This is a genomic window from Burkholderia aenigmatica (assembly GCF_902499175.1).
GTDB classification, from domain to species: domain Bacteria; phylum Pseudomonadota; class Gammaproteobacteria; order Burkholderiales; family Burkholderiaceae; genus Burkholderia; species Burkholderia aenigmatica.
In genome coordinates this window covers 60,070-73,560 of record NZ_CABVQC010000002.1, presented here as the reverse complement: position 1 = coordinate 73,560, position 13,491 = coordinate 60,070, and the positions used below count along the sequence as shown (strand labels likewise).

The 13,491-nt window shown below is 66.5% G+C and carries 16 protein-coding genes; 10 read left to right on the top strand and 6 right to left on the bottom strand.

The features are described from left to right. Positions 1 to 41 precede the first annotated feature (41 nt). The 4 genes from BDO18943_RS02060 to BDO18943_RS02045 form a co-directional block, all read right to left on the bottom strand. The gene (locus BDO18943_RS02060; protein WP_175021027.1) at positions 42 to 410 is read right to left on the bottom strand and encodes a hypothetical protein; all 369 of its coding nucleotides are present in this window, start codon (positions 408 to 410) and stop codon (positions 42 to 44) included. Between the two features lie 2 nt (positions 411 to 412). Further along, complete coding sequence (locus BDO18943_RS02055; protein WP_175021026.1) at positions 413 to 595, bottom strand: hypothetical protein; 183 nt, start codon at positions 593 to 595, stop codon at positions 413 to 415. 105 nt (positions 596 to 700) lie between these two features. Continuing rightward, entirely contained in the window at positions 701 to 898 is a 198-nt protein-coding gene (locus BDO18943_RS02050; protein ID WP_175021025.1) for a hypothetical protein, read from the bottom strand. Between the two features lies 1 nt (position 899). Next, positions 900 to 1,076 (bottom strand): hypothetical protein, encoded by a 177-nt coding sequence (locus tag BDO18943_RS02045; RefSeq protein WP_175021024.1) that lies wholly within the window; start codon positions 1,074 to 1,076, stop codon positions 900 to 902. 398 nt (positions 1,077 to 1,474) lie between these two features. Here BDO18943_RS02045 and BDO18943_RS02040 point away from each other — a divergent pair, with 398 nt between their 5' ends. The 8 genes from BDO18943_RS02040 (at position 1,475) to BDO18943_RS02005 (ending at position 8,895) form a co-directional block, all read left to right on the top strand. Beyond that, a complete protein-coding gene (locus BDO18943_RS02040) occupies positions 1,475 to 1,804 on the top strand; it encodes a helix-turn-helix domain-containing protein (protein WP_175021023.1) in 330 nt (109 codons plus the stop codon). A 379-nt stretch (positions 1,805 to 2,183) separates the two neighbouring features. Next, positions 2,184 to 3,167: an anthranilate 1,2-dioxygenase regulatory protein AndR gene (gene andR, locus BDO18943_RS02035; protein ID WP_175021022.1), complete on the top strand. Its 984-nt coding sequence runs from the start codon at positions 2,184 to 2,186 to the stop codon at positions 3,165 to 3,167. 103 nt (positions 3,168 to 3,270) lie between these two features. After that, positions 3,271 to 4,230, top strand: a complete 960-nt coding sequence (locus BDO18943_RS02030; RefSeq protein ID WP_175021021.1) for a PDR/VanB family oxidoreductase — start codon at positions 3,271 to 3,273, stop codon at positions 4,228 to 4,230. Positions 4,231 to 4,268: 38 nt separating this feature from the next. Continuing rightward, positions 4,269 to 5,606 carry a Rieske 2Fe-2S domain-containing protein gene (locus BDO18943_RS02025; protein ID WP_175021020.1) on the top strand — a complete coding sequence of 446 codons (1,338 nt, stop codon included), beginning with the start codon at positions 4,269 to 4,271 and terminating at the stop codon, positions 5,604 to 5,606. After that, on the top strand, positions 5,606 to 6,136 hold the full coding sequence (locus tag BDO18943_RS02020) for an aromatic-ring-hydroxylating dioxygenase subunit beta (RefSeq protein ID WP_175021019.1): 531 nt from the start codon (positions 5,606 to 5,608) through the stop codon (positions 6,134 to 6,136). The genes BDO18943_RS02025 and BDO18943_RS02020 overlap by 1 nt, the downstream gene beginning before the upstream one ends. Then, on the top strand, positions 6,133 to 6,771 hold the full coding sequence (locus tag BDO18943_RS02015; RefSeq protein WP_175021018.1) for a cysteine hydrolase family protein: 639 nt from the start codon (positions 6,133 to 6,135) through the stop codon (positions 6,769 to 6,771). The genes BDO18943_RS02020 and BDO18943_RS02015 overlap by 4 nt, the downstream gene beginning before the upstream one ends. Next, positions 6,768 to 7,616 (top strand): SDR family oxidoreductase, encoded by an 849-nt coding sequence (locus BDO18943_RS02010; protein ID WP_175021017.1) that lies wholly within the window; start codon positions 6,768 to 6,770, stop codon positions 7,614 to 7,616. Before BDO18943_RS02015 ends, BDO18943_RS02010 begins: the two co-directional genes overlap by 4 nt. Before the next feature lie 52 nt (positions 7,617 to 7,668). Then, positions 7,669 to 8,895 (top strand): dienelactone hydrolase family protein, encoded by a 1,227-nt coding sequence (locus BDO18943_RS02005; protein WP_175021016.1) that lies wholly within the window; start codon positions 7,669 to 7,671, stop codon positions 8,893 to 8,895. A 395-nt stretch (positions 8,896 to 9,290) separates the two neighbouring features. On the opposite strand, the gene BDO18943_RS02000 is transcribed toward BDO18943_RS02005, so the two are convergent. Further along, positions 9,291 to 10,256: an SDR family NAD(P)-dependent oxidoreductase gene (locus BDO18943_RS02000; RefSeq protein WP_175021015.1), complete on the bottom strand. Its 966-nt coding sequence runs from the start codon at positions 10,254 to 10,256 to the stop codon at positions 9,291 to 9,293. Positions 10,257 to 10,394: 138 nt separating this feature from the next. Here BDO18943_RS02000 and BDO18943_RS01995 point away from each other — a divergent pair, with 138 nt between their 5' ends. Continuing rightward, the gene (locus BDO18943_RS01995) at positions 10,395 to 11,312 is read left to right on the top strand and encodes an AraC family transcriptional regulator (protein WP_175021014.1); all 918 of its coding nucleotides are present in this window, start codon (positions 10,395 to 10,397) and stop codon (positions 11,310 to 11,312) included. Positions 11,313 to 11,619: 307 nt separating this feature from the next. Further along, positions 11,620 to 12,327: an SDR family NAD(P)-dependent oxidoreductase gene (locus BDO18943_RS01990; protein ID WP_175021013.1), complete on the top strand. Its 708-nt coding sequence runs from the start codon at positions 11,620 to 11,622 to the stop codon at positions 12,325 to 12,327. Between the two features lie 31 nt (positions 12,328 to 12,358). Here BDO18943_RS01990 and BDO18943_RS01985 read toward each other — a convergent pair whose 3' ends face one another. Further along, on the bottom strand, positions 12,359 to 13,324 hold the full coding sequence (locus BDO18943_RS01985; RefSeq protein ID WP_089450523.1) for a LysR family transcriptional regulator: 966 nt from the start codon (positions 13,322 to 13,324) through the stop codon (positions 12,359 to 12,361). Between the last annotated feature and the right edge of the window lie 167 nt (positions 13,325 to 13,491).

Here is a 13,491-nt window from a genome sequence, read left to right as displayed (position 1 = left end):
CCACCGGCCGCCGCAGCGCCGGCATTTCCCACCGATCGAAGTCACTGGCCGCCCTCCCGCACTTCCACGTCGCCAATGAAGGCGCGCGCGCCTGGCACGTCCAGGTCGGCCGCGAAGGTGTTGTAGAGCGCCAGGGCCGCGCGAAGCCGCTCGTACGCGACTGCGAGCTGCGCGCGGGCGAACGGATCGTCACCAGCACGCACGCCCTGGTCGGACGGCAGGAAGCCCCTCTTCGCATCGATCGCGGTGCGCATGGCGCGCAGCGCGGCCGCAGCGGGCGAGCGGTCGCCCGGGGCGGTTTCGTGATGGACGGGAACGGGGACGGCAGAAGCGCGGCGGGCGCGCGAGGGGCGGGGCTCGCTGGGCTCGGTATAGCCCAGGTCGAGGAAAGCGGATGAGGGGCCTGTCATCGTCAGAACGCCTCCCCTTCGCTGAAATTCGCTTCGGCGCGGCACCAGCCGGCACGCCATGCGTGCCAGTCGTCGGAGAGCCATTCGTGGGGGTTGTCGTCGAGAACGAGGCCGTTGTAGAAGCCGTCGTAGCCGCGCGCATCGGCCGTCAGGCCGGTTGAGCGCGGGTTTTCGTCAGGGAGCATGCGTCCGCCCATCAGACACCCCACACGAAAAGGCGAAGGCACCGCGTGCAGGCGGTGCCCGGGCGGCGCATCGAGCCGCAGTGGCGGCAGCGGATCAGGCGCATGTCAAAGCACCTCCGCGTTGCCGAGCTGCGCGTCAAGCAGGCCGAAGGCCACCATCGCGAAATACCAGCGTTCGGTGCTGAGCAACCAACGGTCAGATGGATACGGGTCGACCAGGTTTCCGAAGTCGTCGACGACACATTCGCCGCTGATGCAGGGAAACGGGGGGAGGGTCAGGGATTCGTCGAAGAGCATCTGCATGTCAGAACTCCTCCCATGCGTCGGCCTGGGCGTCGGTCCAGCCGCGTTGCCAGTCGTGATAGTCGAGCGACAGGAACGGGAAGGGGTTGCCCATCGTGAAATCGGCTTGCTCGCCGTAGGCGTTCCAGCCGTCGCAGTAGGCCTGTGACTCGTCGTCCGGCAGTTCCAGATCGTCCATGTCACACCCCCGAGCGGAAGAGCCGCGCGACCAGGCGGCGGAACGCAAAAAAGCGGGGCGGCTTCGCTACTAGCCCGCCCCGCTCGCCCGCTCTCGCCTGAACTCTGTACGGCCCGTCGATGGTGTAGCCACCGAGCGCGGCCTGGTGAATTTGTAACGGCTCTTTACGCATGCTCTGCCCCTACCTGACCCGTCCCGTGTGGGAATCGCCCGGGATGCGCCCCCGTCAGGGCGCGCCGGTGGGGTCAGGACACCAGCCCCGGGCTTGGACGGGATCATAGTCTTGTGAGACACGACATGTAAAGAGTAACAACACGTGTGGTTACACAATCCGTTGTGATAGGCCGACCGTTGGTCTACTCTTGACGCCGGGTCAGCAAATTTGTAAGGGGTCTGTCATGAAAACCACCATCGAATGGCTGGACGCGGTGAAAGCGCGTCTGGACCTTCCTTCCGACTACGCAGCAGCAAAGGTTCTAGGCGTGACGCGCCAGCGCGTGAGCGCATGGCGCAATGGGCGTCAGACGTTTGAGGATGAGGTATGCCTGCAGGTCGCCGAAATCCTCGGCGTCGATCCGTTTGAGGTGCTGGCGAACGTCAAAATCGAACGCAGCACGGACGAGGCGCGACGCGCCGTTTGGACGCGTGCTTTGGAAAAATTTTCAGCGGGTTTTCGCACGCTGGTACTTCGCGCTAATGCTTGCGGGGCTTGGGTCCCGCAGGTGTAGTACCAGCTTTAATTAGCGATTTGACGTCTTCATCATTATCGACATTTTTGTTTGTGGCAGCCATATCCTAATGTCGCATCTGGGCAAAGTTGAAATGTCCGTTTTTCGACCCGTCGTAAGCTGACCGACCGCTGGCAATCCTGCGCCGGAGGCTGCGATGGCTGCAACGGAACGGATCACGATCACGCTGGCCGTTTTCCGCAGGATGGCGCCGTTGCCTGTCCGGTTCCGGCAGTTTTCTGGCGTTCACCGGGAGACGAAACTGCCCGGTTTATTGACCCGGACGGCAAACGTGTACAGTGGGCGCATCCCCGGAAGATGCCGCATCGATCGTTTTCTCGCGCGCCCGGGCTCCCCGCAAACGCAAAGAAGATCCGCCATGCTGACTGCTTCCTTGCCGATTGAGCCGACCCTGCTTCGGCGCTATCGCTATTTCGAATCCGACGACCTCGACGACACGCGCGAACGCATTGCCGCGGTGCTGCAGCCGCATCGGCTCACGCCGGGCAGTTCGCGCGGCGGCTATTCCGCGTACATGGATCACGTCCGGATCGACAGCGTCGGATTCGGCACGATCGGCTATGCCGGCACCATGAGCGTCGATGCCGGCGAGATCGAGGACTACTATCTGGCCATCCTCAGCCTCGGCGGCTATGCGGACCTGAACGTCGGCGGCCGACGCACGATCGTCGGGCCGACCCATGGCGTGATCGTCGGGCCGGCCACCCGGTTCGGCGGCACGTTCTCGCGCGACTGCGAACAGTTCTTCGTGCGCATCGACAAGCAGGCGATCCTCACGCATACGGGCTACGACCATCTGCAGATCGACCCTGCGCTCGACCTGGCGCGGCCGGAGCTGCAGCCGTGGCTCGCACAACTGCGCGTGATGGCGTCCTCGCCGGAGACCGTCGCGCTCGCGCAGCGCGACCGGCGCATCGCGCTCGAATTCGAACGGCTCGTCATTTCGCTGCTGCTCGCCGGCCAGCCGCATCACTGTCAGACACGGCCCGGCGGGACGGCGCTCGTGCCGCGCACGGTCAAGCGCGCGGAGGCCTATATCGCCGAGCACGCATGCGAGCCCATCACGCTGGCTGATATCGCGCTGGCGGCCGGCGTGCCGGTGCGCACGCTGCTCGACGGCTTCCAGCGCTTCTCGCACGGCAGCCCGATGCAGCTCGTACGCGAACGGCGTCTCGAACGTGCGCGCGACCAGTTGCTGCAGGCGCGCGGCACCGAGCGCGTCGCGGACGTCGCACTCGGTTGCGGCTTCGCGAATCTCGGCCGCTTCGCGATCCTGTACCGCGAAACGTTCGGGGAATCGCCGTCGGATACGCTGCGCCGCGCGCGCCGTTCGGCCGGCTGAGCACGAAATTCTGCGCACGCCGGACAGGCGCTGCGCTCGGTGGATATTCGCGGAAAATTCGTCCGCATACAGTCGATCCGTCCGAATTCGACGGAGCCGCTGGATGTCCCTGCTCAGAATCCGCGTCGCGCGCATCGAGGCGCTGACGCCTGCAATCCGCCGATTGCACCTTGTCGCCGCGAACGGCGCGCCGCTACCCGGCTTCGACGCCGGCGCGCATATCGGCGTACACGTGCCGCTCTCCCCTCGCCCGCAACGGCGCGCGTATTCGCTCGTGAACGCCGACGCGGGCGCCGCTTCCGTCGACCATTATGAAATCGCCGTGCTGCGCGAAGCCGCCGGAAGCGGCAGCTCGCAATGGATGCACGCGTGCGTACCTGGCGACGCGTTCGATATCGATCCGCCCCGAAACGATTTCCCGCTTGCCCCGAAAGCACAGCGGCATCTGCTGATCGCGGGCGGTATCGGCATCACGCCGATCCTGTCGATGGCGCGCGAACTGGCGCACGCCGGGCACACGTTCACGCTGCATTACGCCGCGCGCGATGCCGCTTCGATGGCCTATCGGGACGAAGTGGCCGCGCTGCCCGGCGCGACCTGCTGGTTCGACAACGGCGACCCGGCGCGCGGCATGCCGCTGGCAGACACGATAGGCGCACCGGAGCCCGGCACGCATCTGTACGTGTGCGGCCCGATGGGGCTCATCGAAGCGACGCTCGCCGTGGCCCGGCGTCTCGGCTGGCGCGACGATACGCTGCACAGCGAGCGCTTTGCGGCGGCCGTTCCGGCAGGCGACGACGCGCCGCTCGAAGTCCGGCTCGCGGCGTCGGAGCGCGTGCTGGACGTGCCGGCCGGCACGTCGATCCTCGATGCGCTGATCGAAGCGGGGCTCGACCCGCTCTATGACTGCCGGCGCGGCGACTGCGGCGTCTGCGCGGTCCGGCTGCTCGACGGCGAGCCCGATCATCGCGACATCTGCCTCACCGACGACGAGCACGCCAGCGGTTCGTTCTGCCCGTGCGTGTCGCGCGCGAAAAGCGCGCGCCTCGTCCTCGATCTGTGAACCCGTCCCAATCGTCTCTCTCCGAGCAAGGAAAACGCATGAGCCTGACCAACGAAACCCTCGCGGGCCTGGTCCGCCCCGACAGTGTGCACAAGCGTCTCTATACCGATCCCGCGATCTTCGAGCTGGAAATGGAACGGATCTACGGCCAGGCGTGGATCTACGTCGGCCACGAAAGCCAGGTCAAGGCCGCCGGTGACTATCACACGACGCGCATCGGCGACCAGGACGTCGTGATGGTGCGCGGCACGGACGGCGCGGTCCACGTCGTCTACAACCGGTGTCCGCACAAGGGGGCGAAGATCGTGCCGGACGGCGACGGCTGCGTCGGAAAATTCTTCCGGTGTCCGTACCATGCATGGACGTTCAGGCACGACGGCACGCACTTGTCGGCGCCGCTGCGCAACGGCCTGCAGAACACCTGTTTCGATCCGAAGCATCCGGATTTCTCGATGCGCCGCGTCGCGCGCGTGGACAGCTATCGCGGCTTCGTGTTTGCCAGCCAGAGCGCCGAAGGGCCTGATCTCCGGACGTTCCTGAACGGCGTCGTCTCGTCGATCGACAATCTGTGCGACCGCTCGCCGGTGGGCGAAGTCGAGGTCACGGGCGGTGTGTTCCGCGTGCTGCAGCGCTCGAACTGGAAAGTGTTCTACGAGAACCTGCACGACACGATGCATGCGCCCGTCACGCACGAATCGTCGGTGGTATCGGCCCGGGAGCAGGCCGCGCAGATGGGCGCGATGCCGTTCGAGCTGCTCATCATGGACGGCAACGGCGAGCCCTACGCGTTCTGGGAAAAGCTCGAACTGCGCGCCTACGCGTACGGCCACGGCTATATGGAAGGGATTTTCGATCCGGCGGCCGCCGAGCGCGACCCCGTGTCGAGCGCGCATTTCGCGGTGCTCGCCGACGCCTACGGCGACGAACGCGCGCGCCGGATTCTCGGCATGAACCGCCACAACACCGTGATCTACGGCAGCGGTTCGCCGCATACGGTGTTCCAGCAGTTTCGTGTGATCCGGCCGATCGCGGTCGACAAGACGCTCGTCGAAATCCAGCTGTTCCGGCTGAAGGGCGCGCCCGACGCGGTGTTCGAGCGCGCGCTGACCTACGCGAACGTGATCAATTCGCCGTCGTCGAACGTGATGCCTGACGACGTCGAGGTCTACGCGCGCTGCCAGGAAGGCAACCAGACGCGCGGCGGCGAATGGGTGAGCATGCATCGCTATGCGGGCACCGATCGCGTGACGGAAGACGGCTTCGTGTCGATCAACGGCACCAGCGAGCTGCCGATGCGCAACCAGTTCGTCGCATGGAAGCGCTTCATGGTCGATGAAACCACCGTCCCCGCCAACGCTGTCGAAGGAGTTGCCTGATGCTGCACGACCCGTCTTTCGATCTGTCGACCGTGGCGGTCGACGCAGCCGCCCGTGATGCCACGTTGCAGGCGGACGCGGCGCAATTCCTGTTTCGCGAGGCGCGGCTGCTCGATACGCGCGCGTTCGACCCATGGCTCGACCTGTGGACGCCCGACGGCATGTACTGGCTGCCGCACGAGCCGGGCCAGGCCAGCCCGCGCGACCATATCTCGCTGTTCTGGGAGGATGCGACGCTGCGCGAGGTGCGTGCGGGCCGCGTGACGAACCTGCGTAACTGGTCGCAGCAGCCGACGACCCGCACCGCGCGCCTCGTCGGCAACGTGATCGTCGACGGCCGCGACGCAGCCGGGCGGCTGATCGTCCACTCGACGCTGATCGTCCACGAATGGCGGCTCGGGCAGCGCACGCTGGCGGGGCTCGTCACGCACAAGCTCGACACGCGTGGCGACGATTGGAAGATCTATCTGAAGCGCGTCGATCTCGTCAATTCGACCGACGCGCTCGCCAACCTGGAGGTGTTCGTGTGAACGCCACGGCGCTGTCGGGATCGCTGGCGCGCACGGCCGTGATCGCGCTGCATTACCAGAACGACGTGCTCGATCCGCGCGGCAAGATCCGCGTGGGCTTCGACACGGATCAGCCCGAGCGTGCGGCCGTGCTCGATGCGGCTCGCGCGCTGCTGGCCGGCGCGCGCGGGTACGGTTTGCCGATCGTCCATGTCCGCATCGCGTTCCGCGACGACTATGCGGACCTGCCGCGCAACGCGCCGATCTTCGTGCGCACGGCCGAGCTCGGCGCGGTGCGCGACGGCAGTTGGGGCGCCCGCTTCCATCCGACGCTCGAGCCCGATCCGGCGCGCGCACTCGATTACGTCGTGCATCACCGGTGCACGAGCGGCTTCATCGGCACGCCGCTCGAACAGATGCTCACGGCACACGATGTGCGTCACGTGATCGTTGCCGGCGTCGCGACGCATTCGACCGTGGAAATGACTGCGCGTCACGCAGCCGATCTCGGCTACCGCGTGACCGTCGCGGCCGATGCGTGCGCATGCGCGGATCGCCGGCAGCACGACGCGTCGCTCGAATCGATGCGATTGATCGCGACCATTTCCACCGTCGCCGGGCTGTTCGGCGCGGGCTCGCAAACGGAGGGCGAATGAGCACGACACCTACCCCGGAAGCCCGGTTGCGCGATCGGTCGCGCAACGCGGCCGCGCGCCTCGAAGGCAAGGTCGCGATCGTCACCGGCGCGACGCAGGGGCTCGGCGCCGACATCGCGCGCAGCCTCGCGGAAGAAGGCGCTCGCGTGCTGATCGCGGGGCTCGACGCCGACGCGGGGCACGCGCTGGCCGCTTCGATCGGCGCATCGGCGCGCTTCGCGCCGACCGACGTCACCGACGACGTGCAGCTCGACCGCGCGATCGCGATGGCCATCGACGCATTCGGCGGCCTCGATCTCATCGTGAACAACGCGTGCAGCTACGACGACGCCGGCCTTGCGTCGACCCGCGAACAATGGGCGCGCCTGCTCGACGTGAATCTCGTGTCGGCGGCGATCCTCGCGCAGAAGGCGGCGCCGCACCTGCGGCGCGGCGGCGTTATCGTCAATCTCGGCAGTGTCGGCGGCAAGTTCGGCGCGGCCGGTCGCGCGCTGTATCCGGCGTCGAAGGCGGCGCTGCTGCAGCTGACGCGCAATCTCGCGGTCGATCTCGCGCCGCGCGGGCTGCGGGCGGTCAGCGTGTCGCCGGCCTGGACGTGGTCGCCGTCGCTCGAACGCCTCGCCGGCGGCTCGGTCGAGCTGGCGGACCGCGTCGGCCGGCCGCTGCATCCGCTCGGCCGCGTCGGCCGTGGCGACGAGATCGGCCGTGTCGTCGCGTTTCTCTGTTCGGACGACGCATCGTGGATCACCGGTGTCGACGTGCCCGTCGACGGCGGCTTCTCGATGCTCGGCCCGGATCAGGGCGTGTCGCCGCGCGAGTGGTTCGGTCGGCAGCCTCCGCAGTGACGCGCAGTGCAAATCCGCAGTGTCTCCACCCTACTCCATCGGGAATCCATCCATGACGAAGCAAATCAGAATCGGCAGCGGCGACACGGCGTTCGACGCCTATCTCGCGTTGCCGGAAAGCGGCAACGGACCGGCCATCGTGCTGCTGCAGGAAATTTTCGGCGTGAATGCCGAGATGCGTGAAGTCGCCGACCTGTATGCGGCGGAGGGGTACGTCGTGATCGCGCCGGACCTGTTCCACCCGTTCGCGCCGAACATCGAGCTGGGTTACGGCGAGGAGGATCATGCGAAAGCGTTCGACTACTACCAGCGCTTCGATGTGGCGCGTGCCGTTGCCGATATCCGCGCGACCGTCGATTACGCTCGCGCGCTGCCCGAATCGACCGGCAAGGTCGGCGTGCTCGGCTTCTGCCTCGGCGGCAAGCTCGCGTATCTCGCCGCGGCGCAGTGCGGCGTCGATTGTGCGGTCGGTTATTACGGCGTGGGCATCGAGCAGTCGCTCGATCTCGCGGCACGTATCGCGTGCCCGATGGCGCTGCATTTCGGCGTGGACGATCCACTCAATCCGCCCGAAACCGTGGCCGCGATACGCACGGCGCTCGACGGCAGGCCGAACATCAAGCTGTACGAATACGCGGGCGCCGGCCATGCGTTCAGCCGCAGCGGCCCGACCTTCGTGAAGACGGCAGCGATGTCCGCGCATACGCGCAGCCTCGCGGTGTTCCGAAAGATGCTGGGTCCCGATTACGATCTCGGCGCGCTCGCCGATCATCATTTTTATCTGGAATTCGCCGCGCGCGACCCGGAAGAAACGATGCAGACGATGGTGCCCGAACCCTACGTGAATCACGTGCCGACGATGACGGGCGGCACGGGCTACACGGAGCTCAAGCGCTTCTACACGCACCACTTCATCCACAACAACCCCGCCGACATGGCGATGGTGCCGATTTCGCGCGTGGTCGGCGTCGATCGCATGGTGGACGAGTTCATCCTGACGTTCACGCACGACCGCGAAATCGACTGGCTATTGCCGGGCGTGGCGCCTACCGGCAAGCGCGTGGAGATTCCGATGATCGTCGTCGTCGCGTTTCGCGGGCCGAAGCTCTACAACGAGCATATTTACTGGGATCAGGCGAGCGTGCTGGTGCAGCTCGGGCTGCTCGATCCGCAAGGGCTGCCGGTCTCGGGCGTCGGGGCCGCGCGCAAGCTGCTCGATGAAACGCTGCCGTCGAACACGCTGATGGCGCGCTGGCGCGACAGCGAACCGGCTCGATAGCGGTGCGCGCCGGCAACTGCCCTGCCCTTGCCCCTCCGGACAGACAGCCATGCCGGGCGCGCGACGATCGGCGCTCGGGCCGGTGCGTTGCCGGCGTCCCGACAGCGAGGCCGATCGTGGGCCTCATCGTTGGCCACGGCGCAAGCGCCGCGGCATCAATCGCAATCCGGCCGCGCGATGCGGTCGATTCCCCTCCCCAGCCTTCGCTCAGACACGTTTTGGAATCGGCCAGTTTTGTAATTAAATAAGTCTATTGTGATAAGAAAAGTTATCCAAATGGTGTCGCCATGATCGAAACCAGACCATTCGAAAACGCCGGTCCGGCAACTTCACCGGACCGGAAAAAGCGTGAAATGGCCGCGGCATGGCGCGCGTGGTCGCAACCCGGGTGAATGTCAGCGCCGCGTGGCGAAGACGTCGATGCCGGTCAGTTCGGCGGACAGCGCCCAAAGGCGTTCGGCCTCTCCGGGATCGATCGCGTGCGGTCGCACCCCAGCTTCCTCGTCGCTCGTGGTCACGGTTGCGATGTCGCAATCCTCGCAGTAGACCCCGCCGAGATGCGCCAGGCGTGACGACGTCGCCGCCCACACCTGGGTCGCGGCACCTTGTGCGGTTGTCTTGAAGGTCGGATCGATGGGCGCCCCGCGCTCGTCCACCCAGCCTTGCGCCATCATTTCCGCGTGGGTCAGATGCCGCTGCAGCGGCGTGGCGATCTTGCCCGGATGCAGCGAATAGGCCCTGACGCCGCTGCGCGCGCCGAGCGCATCGAGCTGCACCGCAAACAGCGCGTTTGCGGTCTTGGACTGTCCGTATGCCAGCCATTTGTCGTAGCCGTGCGCAAACTGGACGTCGTCCCAGCGGATCGGCGACAGCCGATGCCCCAGCGACGACACCGCGACGATGCGTGCGCCGTGGCCATGCGCGAGCACGGGCCACAGTCGGTTGACGAGCGCGTAATGGCCGAGGTGGTTGACCGCGAACTGCGCTTCCCAGCCATCGCCGACGCGCGTCTCGGGGCACGCCATGATGCCTGCGCTGTTGATCACGATGTGCACGTCGCGTCGTGCGTCGACGAAGCGCGCGGCGAATGCGGCTACGCTGCCCAGATCGGCGAGGTCGAGCGCGGTAATCTCGACGCCGCTCAGGCCGTGTGTCGCGGCGCGCGCGGCCTCGGGATCCCGTGCGCCGACGACGACGTTCGCACCCGCCAGTGCGAGTGCGCGCGACGTTTCGAGGCCCAGGCCCGAATGGCCGCCCGTCACGATCACGGTCTTGCCGCCCAGATCGAGGCCGGCCAGCACGTCGCTGGCAGTCGATGCGGAACTGAAACCGGAATGCACGGGTATCTGATGACTCGTCATGGAAGACTCCTGAAGTGATGCATGACGCTCGCGGCCGTGTGTCGGCCGCGTCGATGCATGGCATTCATTGTCGGGTGACGTTCCTGGACTGTGAATGCAATAAAATCCGGTTTTTCGTCGAGATCGTCCGAGGGATGCATGGATCCGCTATCGGAGGTGCTGTCGCTGCTGGAAACGCGCGACTCCTATTTCACGGGCCTGCGCGCCGGTGGAGACTGGGCGATCGCCCTTCCCCCGCCCGACGGGATCAAGTTCAATGCGATCGTCGAAGGTTCGTGCTGGCTGACGGTCGATGGTGCCGGTCCGCCCGTCCGGCTGCGCGCGGGCGATTGCTTTCTGCTCACCGCGCCTCGCGCGTTTTGGCTGGCGAGCGATCCGGCCGTCGCGCCGGTCGCCGCGGCTGAGGTGTACGTGAATACCGAGAGCGGCATCGCGCACTACGGCGAGCCGACGAATTGTTTCCTGATCGGCGGCCGCTTCTCGTACGAGGACGGTGCGCAGCTGTTGCTCGGCGGTCTGCCTCCGGTGGTTGTCGTGAACGGAGAGTCGGAGCAGGCGGCGGTGATGCGCTGGGCGTTGCAGCAGCTCGCACACGAATTCGGCGCGTCGTCGCCGGGGGCGTCGCTCATGGTCAGGCAGCTCGGGCACATGATGCTGGTGCATATCCTTCGGCTCTACGTGACCGAGGGCGCGCCCGACAACACCGGATGGCTCGCCGCATTCGGGGATGCGCGGGTCACGGCGGCGCTCAGCGCGATTCACGCGACCCCGGCACGACGCTGGACCGTCGAGGATCTTGCCGCGTGCTGTCATGTATCGCGTTCGACGTTCGCGCTGCATTTCAAGCGGCGGATGGGATTCGGGCCGCTCGAGTACGTGCTGCGCTGGCGGGTGCAGCTCGCGATGCGCGAACTGCGCCGCTCGAACGTGTCCGTGTCGGCGATTGCGCAGCAGCTCGGTTACGACTCGGATAGCGCGTTCGGACACGCGTTCAAGCGCATCGTGGGTTGCTCGCCGCGCACCTATCGCGGTCTCGGCAGCGACCCGGCCGGCTGAAGCCCGCCTCCAACCCGGGGCAGGCGACGACAGCCGGCTCGCGAATCTATCGCCGTTCGCGCTGCACCCCGATCACCACGCTATTTCCGTCGGACACCCTTACTGCCCGCGCTCCCGGCCGGTGACGCGGTTCACGCATGTGCCGCGCGACGGCAGCCTCCCTCCTCCCCATTTGTTCCCCCGACGCAAGACTGTTGCTCCACGGTGGGTGTTCGAGATCGTGACCGGCGCGCCTACAGTTGGCCCATCGGATTCAACGATCCGGTCGGCACCGAAGCCGAGAACCATTCACCTATCGAGGCATATCATGAGCGCATCCAAAGTCATCATCGTCACCGGCGCATCGCAAGGCATCGGCGCGGAAACGGTCAACGCATTCCGGGCCCGCGGCCATCGCGTCGTCGCAACGTCACGTTCGATCGGGCCGTCGAACGATCCCGATCTCGTCACCGTCGCGGGCGACATCGGCGATCCGGCCGTCGCACGGCGCGTGGTCGACGCCGCCATCGAACGTTTCGGCCGCGTCGACACGCTCGTCAACAACGCCGGCGTGTTCATCGCGAAGCCGTTCACGCAATACACCGCGGCAGACTATGCGCAGATCACGAGCGTCAACCTGAGCGGTTTCTTCCACGTCACGCAGCATGCGATCGCCGCGATGCAGAAGCACGGCAGCGGCCACGTGGTCAGCATCACGACGAGCCTGATCGATCACGCGAACAGCAACGTGCCGTCGGTGCTCGCGTCGCTGACAAAAGGTGGATTGAATGCGGCGACGAAGTCGCTCGCGATCGAGTATGCGAAGGCCGGCATTCGCGTGAATGCGGTGTCGCCCGGCATCATCAAGTCGCCGATGCATGCGCCCGAATCCCATGCGACGCTCGCGTCGCTGCATCCGGTCGGCCGCATGGGCGAGATGAGCGACATCGTCGACGCGATCCTGTACCTGGACTCGGCACCGTTCGTCACGGGCGAGATCCTGCATGTCGACGGCGGCCAGAGCGCCGGGCATTGACGCGCAGCGTTGAAACCGCGAGCCGGCGCGCCTATCGCGATGCGCCGGCCCGTTTGGCGCGTGTCGCGGCCACCGGCCTGGCGGGCGCGTGCGCCAGATGCTCGACGAGAAAATCGACGAATACACGCACGCGCGACGACAGAAAGCGCGCATGCGGATACAGCAGCATGAACGGCCGCGACCGGCCGCCTAGGCCGGGCAGCACTTCCACAAGCGTGCCGGCGCGCAGATCCTGCTCGACGATGAAGCGATAGGTCTGGAACAAGCCCGCACCGCTGCGCGCGAGCGTCACACCGGCAATGTAGTCCCCCGACGTACTGTAGCTGCCGGTCGTGGCGACATCGATTCCCTCCGATCCATCGTTGAACAGCCACGGAATCGGCCGCCCGCTGCTCGGCAGCTCGAACTGGATGCATTCGTGCGCATGCAGGTCGTCGATGGCGGTCGGCATGCCTGCGCGCTTCAGGTAGCCGGGCGTCGCGACGACCACGAGTTCGGCATCCTCCAGCTTGCGTGCGACCAGGTTCGAATCGGCGGGCGCGCTGCCGCGGATCGCGAGATCGTAGCCTTCCTCGGCGAAGTCGATGTTGCGGTTGCTCAGGTGGGTTTCGACGCGCACGTCCGGGTACCGCTCGCGAAACGCCGGCAGCAGCGGCAGCACGCGATAGTGTCCGTACGGCGTCGGCATGCTGATCCGCAGCAAGCCGGCGGGCGTGGCCTGCTGGCCGGTCGCCTCGCGTTCCGCGTCGACGAGTTGCGACAGCGCGTCGCGGCATTGCTCGAAATAGCGGCGGCCGGAATCGGTCAGGCGGATCTGGCGTGTCGTACGCACGAACAGCCGCACGCCGAGACGCTCCTCGAGCCGCGCGACCGACCGGCTGACCGCGGCCGGCGTGACGCTCGCCGCGTTGGCCGCCAGCGTGAAGCTGCCGAGTTCGGCGGCGAGACAGAACAGCTCGATGCTGCCGAGCAGCAGATCGTCGAATTGTCGTTGCATGGGGCGATTCCTGCCGTCTCCGGCGCGTGGCGCGCGATGACGCCGAGTGTGCATGAATCCCGCGCGGGAAACCAGCACACGCGCATGGCGTGATTCGTTACACCACGTCGTGAATCAATTGCGCCGCCGACATTTACCGGCTTCGGCCGCATGACTACTGTGATTCA